At 72.2% G+C, this 22,356-nt stretch carries 16 protein-coding genes; 3 read left to right on the top strand and 13 right to left on the bottom strand.

Features of this window, described 5'->3' with window-relative positions; translation table 11 throughout:
* Nucleotides 1-96 precede the first annotated feature (96 nt).
* The 13 genes from ftsZ to mraZ form a co-directional block, all read right to left on the bottom strand.
* Complete coding sequence (gene ftsZ / locus AB0J87_RS09245; protein ID WP_350729175.1) at nucleotides 97-1,584, bottom strand: cell division protein FtsZ; 1,488 nt, start codon at nucleotides 1,582-1,584, stop codon at nucleotides 97-99.
* A gap of 324 nt (nucleotides 1,585-1,908) precedes the next feature.
* A complete protein-coding gene (locus tag AB0J87_RS09240) occupies nucleotides 1,909-2,574 on the bottom strand; it encodes an FtsQ-type POTRA domain-containing protein (protein ID WP_350729174.1) in 666 nt (221 codons plus the stop codon).
* A 158-nt stretch (nucleotides 2,575-2,732) separates the two neighbouring features.
* Nucleotides 2,733-4,130, bottom strand: a complete 1,398-nt coding sequence (murC, locus tag AB0J87_RS09235) for a UDP-N-acetylmuramate--L-alanine ligase (protein WP_363963688.1) — start codon at nucleotides 4,128-4,130, stop codon at nucleotides 2,733-2,735.
* Nucleotides 4,127-5,203 (bottom strand): undecaprenyldiphospho-muramoylpentapeptide beta-N-acetylglucosaminyltransferase, encoded by a 1,077-nt coding sequence (gene murG / locus AB0J87_RS09230; RefSeq protein ID WP_350729170.1) that lies wholly within the window; start codon nucleotides 5,201-5,203, stop codon nucleotides 4,127-4,129. The genes murC and murG overlap by 4 nt, the downstream gene beginning before the upstream one ends.
* 12 nt (nucleotides 5,204-5,215) lie before the next feature.
* Complete coding sequence (ftsW, locus tag AB0J87_RS09225; protein ID WP_350729169.1) at nucleotides 5,216-6,490, bottom strand: putative lipid II flippase FtsW; 1,275 nt, start codon at nucleotides 6,488-6,490, stop codon at nucleotides 5,216-5,218.
* Nucleotides 6,474-7,850, bottom strand: a complete 1,377-nt coding sequence (murD, locus tag AB0J87_RS09220) for a UDP-N-acetylmuramoyl-L-alanine--D-glutamate ligase (protein WP_363963686.1) — start codon at nucleotides 7,848-7,850, stop codon at nucleotides 6,474-6,476. The genes ftsW and murD overlap by 17 nt, the downstream gene beginning before the upstream one ends.
* Nucleotides 7,847-8,905, bottom strand: coding sequence for a phospho-N-acetylmuramoyl-pentapeptide-transferase (mraY, locus tag AB0J87_RS09215; RefSeq protein ID WP_350729166.1), 1,059 nt, complete (start codon nucleotides 8,903-8,905; stop codon nucleotides 7,847-7,849). The genes murD and mraY overlap by 4 nt, the downstream gene beginning before the upstream one ends.
* Complete coding sequence (gene murF, locus AB0J87_RS09210) at nucleotides 8,902-10,755, bottom strand: UDP-N-acetylmuramoyl-tripeptide--D-alanyl-D-alanine ligase (RefSeq protein ID WP_363963683.1); 1,854 nt, start codon at nucleotides 10,753-10,755, stop codon at nucleotides 8,902-8,904. Before murF ends, mraY begins: the two co-directional genes overlap by 4 nt.
* Entirely contained in the window at nucleotides 10,755-12,293 is a 1,539-nt protein-coding gene (locus AB0J87_RS09205) for a UDP-N-acetylmuramoyl-L-alanyl-D-glutamate--2,6-diaminopimelate ligase (RefSeq protein ID WP_355191727.1), read from the bottom strand. The genes murF and AB0J87_RS09205 overlap by 1 nt, the downstream gene beginning before the upstream one ends.
* Nucleotides 12,294-12,333: 40 nt before the next feature.
* Entirely contained in the window at nucleotides 12,334-14,940 is a 2,607-nt protein-coding gene (locus AB0J87_RS09200) for a penicillin-binding transpeptidase domain-containing protein (RefSeq protein WP_363963681.1), read from the bottom strand.
* Nucleotides 14,937-15,551: a hypothetical protein gene (locus AB0J87_RS09195; protein WP_363963679.1), complete on the bottom strand. Its 615-nt coding sequence runs from the start codon at nucleotides 15,549-15,551 to the stop codon at nucleotides 14,937-14,939. Before AB0J87_RS09195 ends, AB0J87_RS09200 begins: the two co-directional genes overlap by 4 nt.
* Nucleotides 15,541-16,506: a 16S rRNA (cytosine(1402)-N(4))-methyltransferase RsmH gene (gene rsmH / locus AB0J87_RS09190; protein ID WP_363963677.1), complete on the bottom strand. Its 966-nt coding sequence runs from the start codon at nucleotides 16,504-16,506 to the stop codon at nucleotides 15,541-15,543. Before rsmH ends, AB0J87_RS09195 begins: the two co-directional genes overlap by 11 nt.
* Before the next feature lie 219 nt (nucleotides 16,507-16,725).
* Entirely contained in the window at nucleotides 16,726-17,157 is a 432-nt protein-coding gene (gene mraZ / locus AB0J87_RS09185; RefSeq protein WP_090930667.1) for a division/cell wall cluster transcriptional repressor MraZ, read from the bottom strand.
* Nucleotides 17,158-17,628: 471 nt separating this feature from the next.
* Between mraZ and AB0J87_RS09180 the strand changes: the two genes are divergently transcribed.
* From AB0J87_RS09180 to AB0J87_RS09170, 3 genes are read left to right on the top strand one after another with little or no spacing between them, the layout of a single operon-like run.
* The gene (locus tag AB0J87_RS09180; RefSeq protein WP_350729156.1) at nucleotides 17,629-18,606 is read left to right on the top strand and encodes a MoxR family ATPase; all 978 of its coding nucleotides are present in this window, start codon (nucleotides 17,629-17,631) and stop codon (nucleotides 18,604-18,606) included.
* Nucleotides 18,603-19,865 (top strand): DUF58 domain-containing protein, encoded by a 1,263-nt coding sequence (locus AB0J87_RS09175; RefSeq protein ID WP_350729155.1) that lies wholly within the window; start codon nucleotides 18,603-18,605, stop codon nucleotides 19,863-19,865. The genes AB0J87_RS09180 and AB0J87_RS09175 overlap by 4 nt, the downstream gene beginning before the upstream one ends.
* Nucleotides 19,862-22,291 carry a DUF3488 and transglutaminase-like domain-containing protein gene (locus AB0J87_RS09170; RefSeq protein WP_363963674.1) on the top strand — a complete coding sequence of 810 codons (2,430 nt, stop codon included), beginning with the start codon at nucleotides 19,862-19,864 and terminating at the stop codon, nucleotides 22,289-22,291. The genes AB0J87_RS09175 and AB0J87_RS09170 overlap by 4 nt, the downstream gene beginning before the upstream one ends.
* The last annotated feature ends 65 nt before the right edge of the window (nucleotides 22,292-22,356 follow it).

Genomic DNA, 22,356 nt, shown 5'->3' with positions numbered 1-22,356 from the left:
GTGGCCCTCCCTTTCACTACACGCCCGTGCGGTACGCCTCGCGCACGACGGCGCCGCTCCCGGATCCCTGCCGGGGAGCGGCGTCAGGCTACCGGGCTATTTGAGGAAGTCGGGGACGTCGAGCTCCTCTTCCTGTTCCTCGAAGATCACCCGAGGACGTTTGGCGGGCTCCGACATGCGGGAGGTGATGGGCGTGGGCGGGTTGGCGGGCTCGGGCGTGGGCCGGGGGATGGAGACGGGGCCGGACGGCTCGTCGGCCAGCGGCTCGTCGTCGACGGACCCGGGGATCTGCGCCGACTCCACCGGGCGCACCGGCTCCGGGCGCGGCGGCTCGGGACGGGGCTCCGGGCGGGGATCCGCCCTGAACTCCGCGCGCGGCTCCGGCCGGGGGTCGGCCCTGAACTCGGCCCGCGGCTCCGGACGGGGCTCAGGACGGAACTCGGCACGCGGCTCGGGCCGGAAGTCCGTACGCGGCTCCGGACGTGCCTCAGCGCGCGGCTCAGGGCGCAGCCCGGGCTGCTCCGACTTCACGCTGGGGGACGCGACGCTCGGCCGCACAGGGGACGACACGGGCGGCGCGGCCGGCGGGGCGGCGGGACGGCTCGCCGGGCGGGGCAGCGGCTTCTCCACCGGAGGCGGCACGTCGTCGAACCCGGCCGCGATCACCGTCACGCGGACCTCGTCGCCGAGCGCGTCGTCGATGACCGTGCCGAAGATGATGTTGGCGTCCGGCGCGGCCGCCATGGACACGAGCTGCGCGGCCTCGTTGATCTCGAACAGACCGAGGTCGGAGCCGCCCGCGATCGACAGCAGCACGCCGTGGGCGCCGTCGATGCTGGCCTCCAGCAGCGGGCTGGAGACCGCCATCTCGGCCGCCGCCACCGAACGGTCGTCGCCGCGGGCGTGGCCGATGCCCATGAGGGCGGAACCGGCGCCCGACATGACCGACTTGACGTCGGCGAAGTCGAGGTTGATCAGACCAGGGGTGGTGATCAGGTCGGTGATGCCCTGGACACCGGACAGCAGCACCTGGTCCGCCGCCTTGAACGCGTCCAGCACGCTCACCTGCCGGTCGGAGATCGACAGCAGACGGTCGTTGGGGATCACGATCAGCGTGTCGACCTCGTCGCGCAGCGTCTCGATGCCGGCCTCGGCCTGCATGGCCCTGCGCCGTCCTTCGAAGCTGAACGGCCTGGTCACGACACCGATGGTGAGCGCGCCGAGCGACCGGGCGATGTTGGCCACGACGGGCGCGCCGCCCGTGCCGGTGCCACCACCCTCGCCGGCCGTGACGAAGACCATGTCGGCCCCCTTGAGGACCTCCTCGATCTCCTCGCGGTGGTCCTCGGCCGCCTTGCGCCCCACGTCGGGGTTGGCGCCCGCGCCCAGTCCGCGCGTGAGCTCACGGCCCACGTCGAGTTTCACATCGGCGTCACTCATCAGCAGCGCCTGGGCGTCGGTGTTTATCGCGATGAACTCGACGCCCTTGAGTCCCTCCTCGATCATCCGGTTGACGGCGTTGACTCCGCCGCCGCCGATGCCGACGACCTTGATGACCGCGAGGTAGTTCTGCGGTGCTGCCACGACGAGGGGCCTTTCCGCTCGTTGACTTGCCATTTCGGTGCGGATTGTCTCCGCTTTTTGTCACTTCGGGTAACTCTCAACCTCAGGTTGAGATTTAGATTTATGTCAACCTGAGGATTGATACGGACAGTAGGAGTCCCCTACCTGGCGGGTCAACTAACCGCGCCGCAAGCACGTCCGGCGTGTCGCGGGCTGTCCGTTTCGCTCCGAAGTCGCGCCTGGTCGGGGGCTCCTGGCCCGACGTACGACTTAAGGCTCTCACGCCGCGACCCCCACCTCGCACAAGCTGGGCGATGCCGTTGCCGCGCACTTGCCCAGTCTTGATCACTTCAGCGTCACCACGTCCGGGGAGCTGACGTCGTACACCGTGGCTTTTTCTCGTTTGAGCAGTGATGTAAGAATGCGCGCCTTCTCCTTGGGACGGTCGGCGCCGCCCCAGATGACGGTGCGCCCGTCGGACAGCAGCAGGGTCACGCCCTCGGCTGTGCCCGCGCGGACCTCCCGAACCTTGGGCGCCAGCACGCCCGGGACCGCCTGGATGACCTGCAGCGCCGCCATCATGGCCGGATCGCCGACGGCGGGGTTGTCGACCTTGAGCACCGGCAGCATGGGCGGCGCCGCGGACTTGACCTCGATCACCACGCCCTGCTTGTCGACGATCGCCACCTTGCCGCCCGCGGGGATCGCGGCGACGGGCTCGCGCTCGACCACTTCGATCTTGAGCGTGCCCGGCCAGATCCGGTCCACCTTCGCCTTGGCGAGCTGTCTGATGCCGAGCACGCGGGTCTCGACGTCGGCGAGGTTGACGGTGGCGAGGGGATGGAGGTCCGGCACGCCGGCCTGCTGTTTGATGCGCTCGCTCGGCACTGTGAGATTTCCCACGATCTCGATCGAGCGCACGCCCAGCACGGGTGAGAAGAACACCAGCCAGGCGGCCGTGCCCACCACTCCCGCCGTCAGCAGCCCCAGGAACGCGGTCCTCGCCTTCATCGCCCTCCCCATGTCGGCCCCCGGGGTTCCGGCCCCCGAGCGTCGGCACAGAACCTACGCCGACACGCCCCACGGCACCGCGCGCCACGCCCAAACGCCCCCCAACGGGACGCACCGCGCTCCCGTCGGTGCTCGCGCGCGTCAGCCCGCAGGGGGTGTCAGGAGAGGCGGGCCACGATCTGGGGCCCGAGCTCCGTGACGTCGCCCGCGCCCATGGTGAGCACGATGTCGCCGGGCCGCGCCCGCTCCGCCACCATCGCGGGCACCAGGGCCCGGTCGGGCGCGTACGCGACCCGCTCCGGAGGCAGCGGCACCTTCCCGGCCACCATCGCGCCCGAGACGCCCGGCTCGGGATCCTCGCGGGCCCCGTAGACGTCGAGCACGATGGCCTCGTCGGCCAGCGCGAGCGCCGCGCCGAATTCGTCGGCGAAGAACCGGGTGCGCGAGTAGAGGTGCGGCTGGAAGATCGCGATGACCCGGCCGTGGCCGGAGTAGGAGGCGACCACGTCGCGGGCGGCCTTCAGGTCGGCGGTGAGCTCGGTCGGGTGGTGCGCGTAGCTGTCGAAGACCGCGATGCCGCCGGCCTCGCCCTTGGCCTCGAAGCGCCGCTTGGCCCCCGTGAAGGCTCCCAGCCCCTCTCTGATCTCCTCGAAGGGCAGCCCCAGCTCGTCGGCCACGGCGATCACCGCGGTGGCGTTGAGCGCGTTGTGCGCCCCGGGGACGGCCAGCCGGACCTCGCCCCTGCCCTCGATGCCGAAGACCGTGCCGAACCCGTCGGGCCTGATCCCGCTCACGCGGTAGTCCTCGCCCTCGACCCCGTACGTCTTGACCCGCAGCCCCCGCTCGCGCGCCCGGTGCGCCAGCTCGGCAGCGCCCGGGTCGTCGGCGCACGCGATCAGCAGCAAGCCCACCCGCTCGGCGAAGCGGGCGAAGCTGGCGTGCACGGCCCCCGGGTCGCCGTAGTTGTCGAGGTGGTCGGCCTCGACGTTGGTCACCACGGCGATGTCGGGAGCGAGCATGAGGAAGGAGCCGTCGCTCTCGTCGGCCTCGGCCACGAACACCTGGCCCTGCCCCTCGTCGGCGCCGAGCCCGGTGGTGACGAGCTGCCCGCCCACGCAGTAGGACGGGTCGGCGCCGCACTTCTGCAGGGCCACGGTCAGCATCGAGCTGGTGGTGGTCTTGCCGTGGGTGCCCGCGATGGCCACGGCGGTGCGCCCGGCCATGACGGAGGCCAGCGCGGCGGCCCGCGGGATGATCCGCAGCCCCTGCTTGAGCGCCTCGCCCAGCTCGGGGTTGGAGTCGCGGATGGCGGTGGAGACGACCACGGTGTCGACGTCCTTGATGTGCGAGGCGGCGTGGCCGATGTGGACCGTGGCGCCCAGCTCGCGCAGCTCGGTGATCAGCTCGGAGCTGCGCGCGTCGCTGCCGGACACCCGCACGCCGCGCTTGAGGAGGATGCGGGCGATGCCCGACATGCCCGCGCCGCCGATGCCGATGAAGTGCACCCGCCCCAGATCCGCTACGGCAATGGGATCGACCAGCTTGACGAGACTCATCGGGCTATCTCCAACACTTTCCGGGCAAGCATGATATCGGCGTCCTTCCGGCCAAGTCTGGAGGCGGCCTCCGACATGGCCGCGACCCGCTCGGGGTCACGGAGGATGGGCAGCACGTTGTGGATGATCCATTCGGGTGTCAGTTGGGCGTCGTCGACCATCAGGCCGCCGCCGCCCCGGGCGATGCGCCCGGCGTTGATGGCCTGCTCGCCGTTGCCGTGCGGCAGCGGCACGTACGCGGCCGGCAGCCCCACCGCGGTCAGCTCCGCGCACGACAGCGCGCCGGCGCGGCACAGCGCGAAGTCGGCGGCCGCGTAGGCGACGTCCATGCGGTCGACGTAGGGCAGCAGCACGTACTGCGGGTCGCCCGGCGGCGGCTCGCGGTCGACGGTGTTGTTCGGTCCGAGCACGTGGAGCACCTGCACGCCCGCGCTGCGCAGCACGGGCGCGGCGGCGAGCGCGGCCTGGTTGAGCGACCTGGCGCCCTGCGAGCCGCCGAAGACCAGCAGCGTCGGCCGGTCGTTCTCCAGCCCGAACCAGGAGCGCGCCTTGTCACCCGCCGACAGCCGGTCGAGCGTGACGATCTCGCGGCGCAGCGGGGTGCCGATGTATTCGGCCTTGGGCATCGCGGCCTCGGGGAAGCCGGTGAAGACGTGCTCGGTGAGCCGGGCGCCCAGCCGGTTGGCCAGGCCGGGGCGCGGATTGGCCTCGTGCACGACGATCGGCACGCCGCGCCGCTTGGCCGCCAGGTAGGCGGGGGTCGCGACGTAGCCGCCGAAGCCCACGAGGACGTCGGCCTGGACCCGGTCGAGTATGCCGGCCGCGGCGTTGATCGCCCCGGCCAGCCGGCCCGGCACGGTGAGCAGGCTCGGAGTGATCGCCCTTGGCAGCGGCACGGCCGGCACCAGCGCCAGCTCGTAGCCCCTGGCGGGCACCAGCCTCGTCTCCAAACCGCGCTCGGTGCCCATGCAGGTGATGCCGACGCTCCGGTCAAGATGGCGCAGCGCGTCCGCAAGGGCGAGCGCGGGCTCGATGTGCCCGGCCGTCCCACCACCGGCGAGGACCACCCTCATCTCGGTCACTCCCTAACGTGTCGCTCGGCCTCTGGTCGTACCCCCCAGGCCAAGCCAGCTTAGGGCCCGGGCGGCCGGTCCGGGGCCACGAGCTTTCAAGGCCTCCCTCGCGCCGGGCTCGCGTTTGGCGAACGACAGCAGCATGCCGAGCGCGGCGAGCGTGGGCAGCAACGAGGAGCCGCCGTACGAGACCAGCGGCAGGGGGATGCCGGTGATCGGCAGGACGCCGAGCACGGCGCCCATGTTGACGGTCGCCTGCCCGACGATCCAGGCCACCATGGCGGCGGCGGCGAGCCTGGTGAAGGCGTCGTTGACGCGGACGGCGACGCGCAGCCCGGCGTACCCGAGCAGCCCGAACAGCGCCACCACCATCAGCGTGCCCATCAGCCCGAGCTCCTCGCCGAGGATGGCGAAGATGAAGTCGCTCTCGCCGTGCGGCAGCCAGTTCCACTTCTGCCGGCTGCTGCCGAGCCCGAGCCCGAACCAGCTGCCCGAGCCCATCGCGATCTGGCCCTGCACGGCCTGGTATCCGTCGCCCTGCGCGTCGGCCCACGGGTTGAGGTAGGCCCCGATGCGCGCCATCCGGTACGGCTCCACCTTGATCATGATGACCGCGGCGAGCACCGCCAGCGACAGGATGCCCCCGAACAGCTTGATCGGCGCCCCCACCACCCACAGCAGCGCCAGGAAGATCATGAACAGCACCAGCGTGGTGCCCAGGTCGCGGCCGAGCATGACCATGACGGCCAGGATCGCGGTGCCGGGCATGAGCGGGATCAGCAGCTGCCGCCACTCGATGCGGCCCTGCCGCGCCCGCCTGGACAGCAGGTCGGCCCCCCACAGCACGAGCCCGAGCTTGGCCGGCTCGGACGGCTGGAGGGTGAACGGGCCGATGTAGATCCACCGCTGCGCGCCCAGCTCGGACGAGCCGATGAACAGCACCATGACCAGCGCCAGGATCGACAGCGCCATCATGGGATAGCCGGCCCAGCGGAAGAACTTGGCCGGCAGCCGTGAGCAGGCCCACATCACCGGCAGGCCCACCGCGGCCGACAGCGACTGCTTGAAGAACCACGAGAACGGGCTGCCGGTCTTCTGCAGCGCCTCGACGCTGGAGGCCGACAGCACCATCATCAAGCCGAGCGCGAGCAGCAGCGCGCTGCACATGATGATCAGGTAGTACGTCGTCAGCGGCTTGTCGAGCAGCTCCTTCAGCGACCCGAGCTGCTCCCGCGCCCAGCCGCCCGGCCCCTCGACGGCGCGCGGCTCCTCAGCGCTCGCGCTCACGTCGCAGCCTCAGCTCGCGCACGGCGCGCGCGAAGGCCTCCCCCCGCGCCGGGTAGTTGGCGAACATGTCGAGCGAGGCCCCCGCCGGGGAGAGCAGCACGGTGTCCCCGGGCGAGGCCAGCCGGGCGGCTTCGGTGACGACTCTTTCCATCGCACCAGTGTCCCGATCAGCGATGTCCACGACGGGGACATTCGGCGCGTGTCGCGCGATGGCTTCGGCGATCCTGTCCCGATCTGCCCCGAGCAGCACCGCTCCGCGCAGTCTGGGGGCCGCCTGGCGCACCAGGTCGTCGACGTCCGCGCCCTTGAGCTGCCCGCCCGCGACCCACACGATCGACGGGTACGAGGCCAGCGCCGCGGCGGCGGCGTGCGGGTTGGTCGCCTTGGAGTCGTCGATGTAGTCGACCTCGCCGACCCGGTCGACGTGGGCGAGGCGGTGGGGGTCGGGCACGAAGTCGCGCAGCCCCTGGCGCACCGCCTCCGACGGCACGCCGAGCGAGCGGGCCAGGGCGGCGGCGGCCAGCGCGTTGGCCACGTTGTGCGGCGCGAAGGGCCGTACGTCCTCCAGCGTCGCCAGCTCCTCGGCCGCCTCCACGGGATCGGCCACGAACGCCCGGTCGACCAGCAGGTCCTCCACGACGCCGATCTCGCCGCGCCTGGGCACCCGCAGCGTGAACCCGACCGCTCCCGGATAGGGCGCGGCCAGCCTCGTGGCCTCGGGATCGTCGGCGTTGTAGATCACGTGCGCGGCCCGCTCGAAGATGCGGCCCTTGGCGGCGGCGTACTCCTCCATGGAGCCGTGCCAGTCGAGGTGGTCGGGGGCGACGTTGAGGATGGCCGCGGCGTGCGGGGCCAGCGTGCTGGACCAGTGGAGCTGGAAGCTGGACAGCTCGACGGCCAGCGCGTCGTACGGCTCGGCGACGGCTCGCACCACGGGGACGCCCACGTTCCCGACGGCCAGGGCCTTGTGCCCGGCGGCCAGCAGGATCGAGGTCAGCATGCGTACGGCGGTGGTCTTGCCGTTGGTGCCGGTCAGCGCGAGCCACGGGGCCGCCTGCGCCGGGCGCAGCCGCCAGGCCAGCTCCACCTCCCCCACGACCTCGACGCCCGCCTCGAGCGCGGCGGCGATCAGCGGGTGGTGCGGCGCCCAGCCGGTGGTGACCAGGCGGGTCACGCCCTCCGGGATCTCCATCGCGCCGAAGCGGGTCTCCACGCCGGCCGCGGCCAGCTCGGCGGCGGCGGCGAGCTGGCGCTCACCCTCCACCGCCTCCACGACCACGACGTGTTCGCCGCGCTCGGCCAGCACCCGCGCCACGGCGGTGCCGGACACGCCGAGCCCGGCCACGCACGTGACACTCATGGCTTGGGCATCCACTCGACGTAGAACAGCCCGAGCCCGAGGGCCGAGCAGAGCATCGCGACCAGCCAGAACCTGACCACGATCGTGGTCTCGGCCCAGCCCTTCAGCTCGAAGTGGTGCTGCAACGGCGCCATCCTGAACACCCGTTTCCCGGTCATCTTGAAGAACCCGACCTGGATGATGACCGACAGGGTGATGATCACGCACAGGCCGGCCAGGATGATCAGCAGGAGCTGGGTGCGGGTGGCGATGGCCAGACCGGCCAGCACGCCACCCAGGGCCAGCGAGCCGGTGTCGCCCATGAAGATGCGGGCGGGCGGGGCGTTCCACCACAGGAACCCGATCAGCGCCCCGAGCACGGCCGCGGCCACCACGGCCAGGTCGAGCGGGTCGCGCACCCAGTAGCAGTTGGGGCCGAGCTGGTCGATGCAGTTGTTGCGCAGCTGCCAGTTGCCGATCAGCACGTACGCGGCCAGCACGACGCCGGTCGCGCCACTGGCGAGGCCGTCGAGTCCGTCGGTGAGGTTCACCGCGTTGGAGAACCCGACGATCATGAAGAGCACCCAGATGGTGAACCCGACGATGCCGATCGACGGGCCGATGTCCCGCAGGAACGACACCCGGGTCTCGGCGGGGGTGATGCCGTAGATGTTCGGCTGGCGGACCACCAGGAACGCGAAGACCGCGCCGACGACGAGCTGGCCGAGCGCCTTGGCGCCGCTGCGGAGGCCGAGGCTGCGCTGCTTGTAGATCTTGATGAAGTCGTCGAGGAACCCGACCGCGCCGAGCCCCGTCATCAGGAACAGCACCAGCATGCCCGACACGGTGGGCGCGGCGAAGGTGGCCAGGTGGGAGGCGCCGTAGGCGAGCAGCGAGGCCAGCACGAACACGATGCCGCCCATCGTGGGGGTGCCCCGCTTGCCGAGGTGGGCCTGCACGCCGTCCTCACGGATCTCCTGGCCGTAGCCGCGCCGCGACAACAGCCGGATCGCCAGCGGGGTGCCCAGCATCGAGAGGATCAGGCCCACCGCACCGGCGATGATGATTTCGGTCACTGAGCGGCACCTCCGAGCACGAGCTCGGCCGTCCGTTCCAGACCCATGGCTCTCGGTCCCTTCACCAGCACCGCGTCACCCGGCCGCAGCCATCCGGCCAGCTCGGCCGCGGCCGCCTCGGCATCGGGCACGTGCACAATTCGCATCGCCTGCGCAGGATACGCGGCCCCGCCACCGGGTGGCGCCCCGGCCACCGGCCCGCCCGGGTGAGGCCCGCCCGCGGGCGGCCCGGCGGGCACGCCGCCGAAGGGAGCCGCGCCCATGGGAGGCCCGCCCACCGGCGGCTGTCCGGGCATGGGTCCACCCGCCGGAGGCGCCTGCCATCCCTGCGGCGGCACGCCACCGGCGTCCGGCGCCTGCCAGCCGGGCTGCGGTGCCCCCTGCTCGGGGGACGGTCCGTGCCAGCCCTGGTCCTGAGCGGGCCCGTGCCAGCCCTGGTCGGGAGAAGGTCCGTGCCAGCCCTGGTCCTGAGCGGGCCCGTGCCAGCCTTGGTCGGGGGAAGGTCCGTGCCAGCCCTGAGGCGCGTCCTGATGGGGGACGGGCGCCTGCGGGACCCCGGCCGCGGCGTGGGCCGCCGCCTGGGCGTCCAGGGCCGCCTGAGCGGCCGCCTGGGCCTCCGCCGCGGCGGCGCTCGCCCCTTCCAGCACCGGGCCCGCGTCGGGGCCGGCCACGATGAGCCCGGCCAGGCCGGAGCCGCCGGCCAGCCGGCCCAGCTCCGCGTTGAGCGCGGGGCCCTCCTCGCCCAGCTCGCGCAGCGCCGCGATGACGGCGAAGCGCCGCCGTCCCCGGCCCAGCACCTCGAACGCCGCGAACGCCGCCCGCATCGAGTCGGGATTGGCGTTGTACGCGTCGTTGACGACCGTCACCCCGTCGGCCCGGTCCGTGACCTCCATCCGCCACCGGCTGAGCGGCGTGGCCTGCGACAGCTCGGCGGCGATGGTCGCCACCGGCAGGCCCAGCTCGTAACCGGCCGCGGCGGCGGCCAGGGCGTTCTCGACGGCGTGCTCCCCGAACAGCTGGAGCGACACGGGCGCGGACCCCGAGGGCGTGCGCAGCGTGAAGGAGGCCCGCCCGCGGGCGTCGACCGTGACGCCCTCGGCGCGGATGGAGGCGGACTCGCCCCGGCCGAAGAACGTGACCCGCGCGTCCGTGCGCGAGGCCATGGCCCGCACCAGCGGGTCGTCGGCGTTCAGGACGGCCACGCCGGTGCGCGGCAGCGCCTCGACCAGCTCGCCCTTGGCCTTGGCGATGGCCTCCTTGCCACCGAACACGCCGAGGTGCGCGGTGCCGACGTTGAGCACCACGCCGATCTCCGGCGGCGCGATGCGGGTCAGGTCCTTGATGTGGCCGATGTTGCGCGCGGCCAGCTCCAGCACCATGAAGCGGGTGTCGAGGTCGGCCCGCAGCACGGTCAGCGGGTGTCCGAGCTCGTTGTTGAAGCTGCCGACGGGGGCGATCGTGGGCCCGACGCGGGCGGTGAGCCGCGCCAGCAGGTCCTTGGTGCTGGTCTTGCCCGCCGAGCCGGTCACGCCGATCACGGTGACCTTGGGCAGCGCGGCCGCCTGGGCGGTGGCCAGCTCGGCCAGCGCGGCGGCGGCGTCGGGCACGATCACCGCGGGTCCCTCGACCGGCCTGGTGGCCAGCACGGCGACGGCTCCGGCCCTGATCGCCTGCGCGGCGTAGTCGTGGCCGTCGACGCGCGCGCCCTTGATGGCCACGAACAGCGATCCCGGTTCTACGGCCCGCGAGTCGATCACGACGGGCCCGCGGACGACCGCGCGGGGATCGGCCATGCCCGTCAGGGCGCCCGAGGTTATCTCGGCGATCCTGGCCAGAGGCAAGGGGATCATCAGTGCTTCCTGCTTTCCGTGCTTTCCTCGCGTGCGGCGATCGCCTCCGCGACCACCTCACGGTCGTCGAAGGGGATCACTTCGCCTGAAATGTACTGACCCTGCTCATGACCCTTGCCGGCCACGACGATCACGTCGCCTTGCCCGGCCCGGGCGATCGCCAGGCCGATGGCGGCCGCGCGGTCGGGCTCAATGATCACATGAGCGCGGTCGTGCTGCGGAACGCGGAGCGCTCCCTCCATCATCGTCACGAGAATGGCCAGCGGATCCTCCGAGCGCGGATTGTCGCTCGTGAAAATGGCCACATCCGCCAGCTGGGCGGCGAGCTCGCCCATGACGGGCCGTTTGCCCTTGTCGCGGTCGCCGCCGCAGCCGAGCACGATCGTCAGCGTGCCCGCCGTGACGGACCGCAGCGAGCGCAGCACCGACTCCACGGCGCCGGGTTTGTGGGAGTAGTCCACGACGGCCTGGAACTCGTCCCCCGCGGCCGTGATCCGCTGCATGCGCCCCGGAACCCCGGTGAGCGTGCCCACGCCGTGCACGGCGGTGTGCAGCGGCACCCCGGCCTCGACGAGCGTGACGATGGAGCCGAGCGCGTTGGCGACGTTGAACGGCCCCGGCAGCGCGATCTGCGCGTCCGCCTCGACCCCGCCGGGCCCCACGACCCTGAACGCGCTGCCGTCGGCGCCCAGCCGGGCGTCCAGCGCCCGCCACTCGGCCTCCGGGTCGCCCAGCGCCGAGTACGTGGTCATCGGCACCTTCGCCAGGTCGAGAAGCTCCCGCCCATAGCGGTCGTCGATGTTGGTCACGCCGACCCGGCTCAGCTCCGGCTGGAACAGCCGCACCTTGGTCGCGAAGTAGTCCTCGAAGTCCTTGTGGAAGTCGAGGTGGTCCTGGGAGAGGTTGGTGAACAGGGCGACGTCGTAGAAGATCCCGTCGACCCTGCCGAGCGCCAGGGCGTGGCTGGAGACCTCCATGACGGCCGCGCTGACGCCTTCCTCGCGCATCAGGGCGAACAGGCCGTGCAGCTGCGGCGCCTCGGGCGTGGTGAGCGTGGGCTGGAAACGCGCCTCGCCGGCGCGGATCTCGACGCCGCCCACCAGGCCGGCCCGGTGCCCGGCCGCCCGCAGGCCGGCCTCGATCATGAACGTGGTGGTGGACTTGCCGCTGGTGCCGGTGACTCCGAGGATCTGGATGTCGTGGGCCGGCTGCCCGTACACCCAGGAGGAGATCTGCCCGAGCAGGGCGCGCGGGTCGGGCACGATCAGCACCGGCAGCCCGGTCGCGACGGCCTCGTCGCGGCCGGCGCGGTCGGTGAGCACCGCCACCGCTCCCTTCGCCATCGCCTCGGCGGCGAAGGCGGCTCCGTGGGCCTGTTTGCCGGGCAACGCCACGTAGAGATCTCCGCGACTGACGTCGCGGGAGTCGATGGTGACGCCGGTCAGGGCGGCATGAGGCGACCGCGACGTGCCTGAGTCGGCGTCGAGCATGGTCGCGAGCCCGGTCAGCGGGCGGGGCGGGCTGGTCGTAGGACGCATAGACGACGGGGGACGCACGGCGAGAGCGTACCTTCCCTGGTCACTGTCCCGCGCGCATCCGCACCGGCGGCGCGGCGGAGCCTGTGGGAGGAATCTTCTTGCTCTTGATGGCGAACGTCATCACATCCTTGAACACGGGGGCCGCCAACTGCCCGCCGAAGTGGCCGTTCTTCGGGTTCTGCAGCACCGACAGCACCACCAGCCGGGGCTTGTCGGCGGGCGCGAACCCGACGAACGAGGCCGTGTAGCCCTCGTACCGGCCGAGCTTCGCATCGTAGCGGTTGGCCGTGCCCGTCTTGCCCGCCACCCGGTAGCCGGGAATGGCCGCGAGCTCTCCCGTGCCCTCCGCGCTCACCGCGGTCTCCAGCATCGTCGTGATCTCCTTCGCCGTCGTCGCGCTCACCACTCTGGTCTGCTTACCTGCGGGAGCGGGAACGAACCTGCCGGACGTGTCCGTCGTGCCGGCCACGATCCGCGGCTCGATCTTGACGCCGCCGTTGGCGATGGTCTGGTAGACGCTGGCCATCTGCAGCGCGGTCACCGAAACGCCCTGCCCGTAGGCGACGGTGCAGCTCTGGCTGCCCGACCAGTTCTTGTAGTCGGGCAGCAGCCCGGCCTCCGCGCTCGGCACGCCGCCACCCGGCCGCGTGCCGAACCCGAACGCCTTCAGCATCCGGAAGAGGCGCTCGCTGCCGACCTTGCGCGCGGCCATGATCGTGGCCACGTTGCTGGACTCGGCCACGGCCTGGCGGAACGTCATCGACTCGGCCTTGTGCGGGTGCGCGTCGCGCAGCACCTGGTCGGCGCACTTGATCCGGTCGGGGACCTGGAACACCGTGTCGGGCGTCACCGCGCCGGCCTCGATCGCGGCGGCGGCCGTGATCACCTTGTTGGTGCTGCCGGGCTCGAACACGTCGGCGGCGGCCTTGTTGACGTACGCGGACGCGGGGGCCTTGCGCCAGTTGTTCAGGTCGAGCTCGGGGGCGTTGGCCATGGCGATGATCTGGGCGCTCTGCACGTCCATGACGATCACGGTGCCGCTGTCGGCGCCGGCCTTCTCGACCTGCTCGGCGATCGACTCCTGGGCGGCCCACTGGATGTCGCGGTCGATCGTCAGCCGCACGTCCTGGCCGTTGACGGGGGCGGTGTGCTGGCTGCTGGTCATCGGGATGCGGAGGCCGTCGCGGCCCGTCTCGACGCGCTGCTCGCCGTCCTGGCCGGCCAGCAGGGTGTTCCTGGCCTGCTCGATGCCGCCCAGCCCGGCGCCCTCGTCGCCGACGAACCCGATGAGGCTGCCCGCCAGGTCGCCCGCCGGGTAGAGCCTGCGGTAGGTCTTCTTCGCCGCCAGCGCGGGCACCCCGGCCTGCTGCAGGCGGGTGGCCACGACCGGGTCGACGTCCGTGGCCAGGCGCTGGTAGCGGGTGTTGGTCCTGGCCAGCTTGGCGGAGATCTCCTGCTCGCTCTTGCCGAGCTGCTGGGCCAGGAGGGCGGCCCACTTGGCCCGGGTCTGGGGGGTGACCTTGGACGGGTCGATGGACAGCTCGCGCGCCTCGACGGTGATGGCCAGGCCGTGGCCGTTGACGTCGGTGATCGAGCCGCGCTCGGCGGGGATCTGCTCGGTGTGCGTGCGCTGGCCCACCGCCGCGGCCTCGTACACCTTGGAGTCGAGGCCCTGCATCTGGATCAGCCGCCCGGCGAAGATCGACAGCACGAACGTCATGCCGATCAGGCCGATGTTGATGCGCCTGCGCGGGTTGCCCAGCCGCAGCACCAGCGGCGGCCTGGGCGGGCGCGGCGGCGGACGGCGCGGCCCTCTGGGCGGGGGCACCTCCCCGCCGCGGCGCGCCGCCACCCGCTCGCTGCCCCGTGCCGCCTCCGGCCTGGCGGCCTGCGGCCTCGGGCCGCCCGCCTGGGGACGCCGCAGCGCGCCGTCCTCCCTGGCCCGGCTCCGGAGGTCGTCCTCCTGCCGGCCGCGGCGCGGCGCGTCGTCCTCCTGCCGGCCGCGGGCTCGCTCGTCGCCTCCCTGGACGCGCCCGCGGAGCCGGTCGGCCTCGTCGCGCCCTTGGGGAGCGCGCCCTCTGGGCCGGTCGCCCTCGTCACGGCCCCGCCCCGCGCTGTTCCTCGGGCGGTCGTCCTCGTCGCGCGGGCGCCTGCGGGTGCCGTCCGCGGCGTCGCCGCGCGCGCGGCCGCGCCCCGAACCGCCCGAGCCGCCCGAACGGCCGCGGTCCGGGCCGCTCTGGCGGGTGCCGTCGCGGCGGGCACGGTCGGGGCCGCTCTGGCGGCTGCCGCCGGAGCGGGGACGGCCGGTCTCACCCGGGTCGGCGCGGTCGGCGTCGTCGCGGCGGGAACGGCCGCGCGGTTCGTCGCCGGACTCGCGCGGCGGACGGCCCCGTGGCGGGTCGCCCGGGCCGAACGGCAGGTCGAGCGGGTCCGGCGGGCGCTTGCGCGGCTGGCGTGGCGGGTTCTCCGGCGACGCCGGGCGGCCCGACCCGTCGGAACGGCCTCCGTCAGAACGGGCGGAGCCGCCCTGCCGCCCCGCCCGTCCCGGACCTCCAGGCGTACGACGAGCGGCGCCGGGCCCTCCTTGAGAGCCGGCGCCGCCAGCGCCGCGGCCGGGTCCCTGCCCCCTGCCGCCTGAGTTGCTCACCGTTCCCTGTCCGCCTGACCGCTCTGGCCGTCGGTGCCCGCGCCGCTCCAGCTGTCGACGTTGTCCCAGTTGCGGTGCTCGCCCTGGTTCTCGGCCATCGTGGCGAGGACATCGGGCTGCGTCTTGAGCTGGTATTCCAGCTCGATCTTCTCCTTCTCCTGACGCGCCACCGCGATCTCGTCGCGCAGGTCGGCGTCGGTGATGGCGTCCTTGGCCAGCATGGTGTTGAGCAGCAGCAGGCTCACCAGGCCGCCGCAGAGCAGCCCGACGACGAGCAGCACGAACGGCGCGCGCTGGCTGCGCGCGGGCCGGCGCCGCGCCATCGGCCGCCTGATCTGCGCGCTCACCGAGGCGATCCGCTTGCCGGCGGCGCCTGCGCCCGTACGGGTGCCCGGACGCACGCGGGTGGCGCCGTCGGCGCGCTCCCGCTCGGCGCCGGGCCGCTTGCCGTCGAGGTCGAGGCGTGCCCGCTCGGCCGCCGACAGCTTGCTCTCGACGTCAGGACGGGGCCGCGGCTTGGACTGGTGCGGCGCCCCGAGCCGGCGCGTGCCCGTCTTGGGGGTCGCGCGGCGGACGGGCGCTCCCCGGCCGGTCTCCTGCTCAGTCGTCAACACGGATCCTCTCTGCCGCCCGTAGCCGGGCCGAGGCCGCCCGCGGGTTGCGGGCGAGCTCTTCTTCGCTTGGGAGCTCGGCTCCCCTCGTCAGGAGGCGGAACCTCGGCTGGTGAGCCGGCAGGGGGACGGGCAGCCCGGGGGGGCTGGTGTCCCTGGTTCGCGCCGTGAGGGCCTGCTTGGTGAGCCGGTCCTCGAGCGAGTGGTACGAGAGCACGACGACTCGCCCACCCAGCGCCAGCGCGTCGAGTGCCGCGGGCAACGCCGCCTCCAGGGCGGACAGCTCCGCGTTCACCTCGATGCGCAGCGCTTGGAAAGTCCTCTTGGCGGGGTTTCCCCCGGTGCGCCGGGTCGCGGCGGGAATCGCCTCACGCACGATGTCCGCAAGCCGCTTAGTCGAGGTTATGGCCTCTTTGGCCCGTTCCTTGATGATCAGGCCCGCGACACGCGGAGCGAATCGTTCTTCTCCGTAATCGCGCAGGATGCGGATCAGCTCCGGGGCGGAGTAGGTGTTGACCACCAGCTCCGCCGTCAGCTCCTGGTCGGTGTCCATCCGCATGTCGAGCGGCGCGTCGTAGGAATAGGCGAACCCGCGCTCCGCCTCGTCGAGCTGCGGCGAGGAGACCCCCAGGTCGAACAGGGCTCCGTTGACCGTGGTGCGCCCCGCGCGGGCGAGCACCTCGGCCAGGTCACCGGAGGAGGCGTGGACCAGGGTGATCCGGTCCGCGTACGGGCTCAGCCGGCGGGTCGAGAAGTCGATCGCGAAAGGGTCGCGGTCGATCCCGATCAGATGAAGTGAAGGATAGGCCGCGAGCAGGGCCTCCGAGTGGCCACCGAGGCCGAGGTTGGCGTCGACGACGACCGGCTCGCTTCCGGTCAGCGAAGGCCCGAGCAGCTCCAGAACGCGCTCGAGCATCACCGGAACGTGACCGCCCGTGCCAGCGTTGTCCTGCATCTCCAACCCCCCTCTCGCGCCCTTGCCCGCGGATGACGCGTATAGATCGATCGTCGGCCACCTCTGAGTCCCCACCCGGCGCCGCCCGGCCAGGTCCCCATCCGCACCCTCTTCGTGGACGCCTGTCATCTGACACCGGGGAAGGTGCATCAGCTGACCGGCAGTGGTTGCGGGTGGAGACCTCGCCGAACGACAACACCGACGGATCGACCGTGGTCACTACAAGATCCCTGGCAGCACCTCCTCCGACAGATCGGCGAACGCCTGCTCCTGCGCACTGAGATAGGTGTCCCAGGCCTGCGCGTCCCAGATCTCCAGCCGGGTGTTGGCCCCGATGACGACGCAGTCACGCTCCAAACCCGCGTACTGACGCAGGCTCTGCGGGATCGTGATACGCCCTTGTTTGTCTGGCTTCTCGTCGGACGCACTGGCGAAGAAGACGCGGCTGTAGTCGCGCACCGCCTTGGCGGTGACCGGGGCGGTGCTGAGAGCCTCGGTAATGCGCTGGAACTCCTCCACGGGAAAGACGTAGAGGCATCGCTCCTGGCCTTTGGTGATCACAAGACCCTCCGCCAGCTCCTCACGGTACTTAGCCGGCAGGAACAGCCGTCCCTTGTCGTCCAGACGCGGTTGATGGGTGCCGAGGAACACCGGCCCCACCTCCCGTGCCTCGTGAAGCGCTCAGCGCTGGTGCACCGGGCCCTCCACTGCGCACCACCATACTCCACTTCTCCCCACCGTCAACTGATTCGAACCGTCTTCATCATCGGTTTCCGTTGCGTTACCGCAGGTCAGAGCGATGGAGCGGGGTGGAGGGGGGTGACCGGGCGGTCAACCCTCATGGGCGTGTCGAGGGTTCAAAAGGCCGCGGAAATAGGGGCTCGGCTCGTTCGGGAAGCCCGCGGTGGAGGAAAGTGGAGCGCCCGGCGGGGTGTCGTGTCACGGGATTCGTACTGCTATGCGACAAGAACAGGAACATCACCGGTGTTCCCTGGAATATCCACAAATGTCGCCCGAGAACCCACAGCGTCGTAGGGTCGTACACACAATGGAAAAGGAATGGCATGGCTCCCGCAAAGGCACCCTACGGGACAGCCGTCGCACTTCTCTCATGGAGGCCCGGTGGCAGTAACCCATGATGTCCCTCCCCAGCTCGACGAGCTGGTCTCCACCGCGCATCGGATTCGGAACGCCATCGAATCGGTGATCGAGGGCAAGGGCGACGCCGTCCGCATCATGCTCACCGTCCTGCTCGCGGAGGGCCACCTCCTGATCGAGGACGTTCCAGGGGTCGGCAAGACCATGCTGGCCAAGGCGCTGGCGCGCTCCATCGACTGTCCGGTGCGCCGCGTGCAGTTCACTCCCGACCTGCTGCCCAGTGACATCACCGGGGTCAGCGCGTACAACCAGCAGACCCGGGAGTTCGAGTTCAAGCCCGGCCCGGTGTTCGCGAACATCGTGGTCGGCGACGAGATCAACCGCGCCTCTCCGAAGACGCAGTCCGCGCTGCTGGAGTGCATGGAAGAGCAGCAGGTGACGGTGGACGGCGAGACGTACCAGCTGGACACGCCGTTCATGGTGATCGCCACCCAGAACCCCATCGAGATGGAAGGCACCTATCCCCTTCCCGAGGCGCAGCGCGACCGTTTCACCGCGCGCATCGCGATGGGCTACCCCGAGCCGCACGCTGAGCTGGAGATGCTCGACGTGCACGGCCAGACCTCGCCGCTGGACAAGCTGGAGCCGGTGGCGACGACGGCCGAGGTGCGCGCCCTCATCGAGGCCGTACGCGGCGTCTACGTCTCGCAGGCGGTCAAGAAGTACGCCATCGACCTCGTCGTGGCCACCCGCCACTCCCCCGACCTGCGGCTGGGCGCATCGCCCCGGTCCACGCTGCAGCTCGTACGGGCCGCCAGGGCGCACGCCGCGCTGGCCGGTCGCGACTACGTCATCCCCGACGACCTGCAGGACCTGGCCATCCCCGTGCTGGCGCACCGGCTGCTGCCCAGCGTCGAGGCCCAGGGCCAGCGCCGCCTGCCCGAGCAGGTGGTGACCGATCTGATCAGGCGCGTACCGGTGCCGGAGGCCAGGGCGTCGTGAGGGCCGGACTGCGGGCGCTGACCTCCAGGGGCAGGTCGTTCCTCGCCTCCGGCATCGCGGCGCTGCTGATGGCCGTCATCCTGGGCGAGAACGACCTGTTCAGGATCGGCGTCCTGGTGACGGCGCTGCCGCTGCTGGCGGCCATGGTGGTGGCGCGCACGCGCTACCGGCTGAGCTGCGCCAGGCGCCTCGACCCGCCGCGGGCGGAGGTCGGCGGCGAGGCCACCGTGACCCTGCGGCTGGAGAACGTCACCAGGCTCCCGACCGGGCTGCTGCTCATCGAGGACACCGTTCCTTACGCGCTGGGCGTGCGGCCCCGGTTCGTGCTGGACCGGGTCGAGTCGCGGGGCGTGCGGGAGATCGACTACCGGGTGCGCTCGGACCTGCGCGGCCGTTACACGATCGGCCCGCTGTCGGTCCGCATCGCCGACCCGTTCGGGCTCGTCGAGCTGACGCGCTCGTTCACGATCAGCGACACGCTCGTGGTGACGCCGCACGTCGCGGCGCTGCCCCACGTGCGGCTGTCGGGTGAGTGGACGGGCGGCGGCGACAGCCGTACCAGGAGCGTGGCCGCGGCCGGCGACGACGACGTGGCGCCACGCGAGTACCGGCAGGGCGACGACCTGCGCCGGGTGCACTGGCGCTCGACGGCCCGCCGCGGCGAGCTGATGGTGCGCCGCGAGGAGCAGCAGTGGCAGAGCCGCGGCGCGCTCCTGCTGGACACCCGCAGGTACGCGCACCGCGGCGAGGGCCCGCGCTCGTCGTTCGAGGTGGCGGTCTCGGCCGCGGCCTCGATCGGCGTGCACCTCGCCCGCGAGGGCCTCGGCCTGCGACTGGTGACCGACCAGGGCGCCGAGCACCTGACCGACACCGGACTGAGCTGGTCGCTGCTCGACACCCTCGCCGTGGTGCGGCACAGCCCGGCCCGCTCCCTGGAGATGGGTGTCTCGGCCCTGCGCCAGGGCGGGGGCGACGGGCTGATCGTGGCCGTGCTCGGCGACCTCGACCCGGAGGAGGCGAGAGAGCTGGCCAGGCTGAGGCACAGCGGCATCACCGCGGTGGCGGTGATGCTGGACGTGAGCACGTGGGACGGCGGGGACCGCGCGGCCGCCGAGAACCACCAGGCCGTGCAGACGGTCCTGGCCGGGTACGGCTGGCGCATCGTGCGCCTGCCCGCGGGCACCTCGATCGCCTCCGTCTGGCAGAACGCCGCCAACCGCGACAGATACGCGCTCAACCCGGCGGGAGGCGCGGCATGAGGCTGACCGTCGCCTCCGGCGTGGCCGCGTTCGCCGCGGCGTTCCTGCTCTACCCGCTCTTCCAGGGCGGCTCCTGGTTCTGGTCGTCGCTGGGCGCCGTGCTCGCCGTGATGGCCGCGGGCCTGCTGAGCAGCCGCCTGTCACTGCCCGCGTGGGCGGCGCCGCTGGTCGCGCTGCTCGCGGTGTGGGTCTACCTGACCGCGGCGTTCGCCTCCGCCAAGGCGTGGGCGCTGGTGGTGCCGACCCGCGGGTCGGTGGTGGAACTGGGCAGGCTGCTGGGGGTCGGCTGGGCCGACATCCAGCGCTTCGCCGCTCCCCTGCCGGAGACCGAGGGCATCACGCTGCTGACCGCCGGCGGCGTGGCGCTGATCGCGATCGCCGTCGACCTGCTGGCCGCGCGGCTGCGCAAGGCGGCGCTGGCCGGGCTGCCGCTGCTGGCGCTGGCCACCGTGCCGGCGACGATCCTGCCCGACCCGATCAGCTGGCCGGCGTTCATCCTGGCCGCGCTCGGGTTCATCGGCCTGCTGATCGCCGACGGGCGCGAGCGGGTGGGCCACTGGGGCAGGGCGGTGCTGGTACGGCGGACGACCCGCGCCACGTCCTCCCGGCCCGAGGCCCGCACCTCGGCGGACACCAGCGGGCTGCGGCTGTCGGGCAAGCGCATCGGGTTCGCCGCGATCGTGCTGGCGGTGCTGGTGCCCGCCCTGCTGCCGGCCATGGAGCCGGTGTCGTTCTTCACGTTCGGCGTGGGCGGCAGCGGGTCGGGCCGGGGCAACTCGATCAGCATCCCCAGCCCCATCGCGAGCCTGAAGGGCCAGCTGGAGCTGCCGGAACGGCGCGTGGTCCTCACGTACGCCAACAACGACGACAAACCCCGCTATCTGCGGATCTACGCGCTCGACACGTTCGACGGCCAGCAGTTCGGCATGACGGAGCCCAAGGGGGCCCCGCAGAACAGGACGGACAACGGCCCCCTCCCGGCGCCGCCCGGTCTCGGCCCCGAGCCGAAGGTCAAGACCGTGACCACGGACATCCGGATCAGCGACGAGATCACGAAGCTGCAGTTCCTGCCGCTGCCGTACCCGCCGCGACAGATCCAGATCGACGGCGACTGGCGGGCGGACGTGGACACGCTCATGGTCTTCTCCACCCGCGACGAGGCCTCCGGCGTCGAGTACGAGGTGACCACGAGCGAGCCGGAGCCCACGCCGGACCTGCTGGACTCGCTCAGCGAGACCCGGCCCAGCGTCGATCCCCGCTTCCTGAGGCTGCCGGACAACCTCCCGCCCGAGATCGCCGAACTGGCGACCACGCTGACCGCGAACGCCAAGACGGACTACGAGGCGGCGGTGAAGCTGCAGGAATTCTTCACCGGCGGCGACTTCACCTACACCCTGAGCACGCAGGGGCACGGCAACTCGGCGCTGCGGGACTTCCTGCTGCGCGACCGTGCGGGCTACTGCGAGCAGTTCGCCGCGTCGATGGCGGTGCTGGCCAGGCTGGTGGGCATCCCGTCACGGGTGGCCATCGGCTACACGGGCGGCACGAAGGTCGGCGACCGGTGGCAGGTCGGCACGAACGACTCCCACTCCTGGCCCGAGCTGTATTTCGAGGGTGTGGGCTGGCTGCCGTTCGAGCCGACTCCCGCGGGCTCGGCCGGCCAGGGCAGCGCGCGGGTGCCCGAGTACAGCCAGCCCCGGCCGGAGGCGACCGGAGAGGCGTCGACGCCGACGCCGGGTTCGACGAGTTCGTCCGCCGACGAGCCGGTCGACCCGCAGGCCCGGCGCAACCCTCGCGAGCTGGACCGCGAGGGCGTGGTCGCCACCGGCGGGCTGCCGACGGACGACTCGATGCCGCTGATCGGCCAGATCGGCATCGGCGCGGCGGCGCTGCTGCTGGTGCTGCTGATCCCCGCGGGCCTGCGTCTGATCACCAGGAACCGGCGCGTGCGCACCCTGGGCTGGAAGGTCTCGGAGCCGTCCGACGATCTGACGGCCCGGATCGCGTCGAAGTCGGGGGGCGGCCATCCGTCGGTCGCCGCCGCGTGGGCGGAGCTGGACGACGTGCTGTACGACTACGGCATGGCCCGCCAGCTCAGCGAGACCCCGCGGGCGCTGGCACGGCGGCTGACCCAGCAGTACGAGTTCGACGCCGACTCGGCGGCGGCCATCACGGCCATCGCGTCCGCGGTGGAGCGGGTGCTGTTCGCCAGGGATCCGGGACAGATCGGGCCGCTGCGCAAGGACCTGCGTCAGGTGCGCCAGGCGCTGGCGGCCACGGTGTCACGCGGGCGCCGGCTGCGGGCGGTGCTGCTGCCGCCGTCCACGCTGCGGCGGCTGCGGGGGCTGGGCGAGCGCCTGCTCGACGGGTTCGACCTGCTGGAGAACATCAGGCTGCGGCGGACGTCCGCCCCGAAGGGCTCCTGACCGACCGACGCGACCGGCCGTCCCCCTCGTCGAGGGGGACGGCCGGTTTCGTCTTCGGCAGCGGG

Source organism: Nonomuraea sp. NPDC049625, from assembly GCF_040675285.1.
Taxonomy (GTDB): Bacteria; Actinomycetota; Actinomycetes; order Streptosporangiales; family Streptosporangiaceae; genus Nonomuraea; species Nonomuraea angiospora_A.
Note: the sequence above shows the minus strand (reverse complement) of the source record. Positions and strands in the feature narration are given on the sequence as shown.

Excerpts from the sequence above, each read along its gene's own strand:
- murC (WP_363963688.1), bottom strand. The coding sequence starts at position 4,130 with ATGAGTCTCGTCAAGCTGGTCGATCCCATTGCCGTAGCGGATCTGGGG.
- murF (WP_363963683.1), bottom strand. The coding sequence starts at position 10,755 with ATGATCCCCTTGCCTCTGGCCAGGATCGCCGAGATAACCTCGGGCGCC.
- AB0J87_RS09205 (WP_355191727.1), bottom strand. The coding sequence starts at position 12,293 with ATGCGTCCTACGACCAGCCCGCCCCGCCCGCTGACCGGGCTCGCGACC.
- AB0J87_RS09170 (WP_363963674.1), top strand. The coding sequence starts at position 19,862 with ATGAGGCTGACCGTCGCCTCCGGCGTGGCCGCGTTCGCCGCGGCGTTC.
- murG (WP_350729170.1), bottom strand. The coding sequence starts at position 5,203 with ATGAGGGTGGTCCTCGCCGGTGGTGGGACGGCCGGGCACATCGAGCCC.
- murD (WP_363963686.1), bottom strand. The coding sequence starts at position 7,850 with ATGAGTGTCACGTGCGTGGCCGGGCTCGGCGTGTCCGGCACCGCCGTG.
- rsmH (WP_363963677.1), bottom strand. The coding sequence starts at position 16,506 with ATGCAGGACAACGCTGGCACGGGCGGTCACGTTCCGGTGATGCTCGAG.
- AB0J87_RS09240 (WP_350729174.1), bottom strand. The coding sequence starts at position 2,574 with ATGAAGGCGAGGACCGCGTTCCTGGGGCTGCTGACGGCGGGAGTGGTG.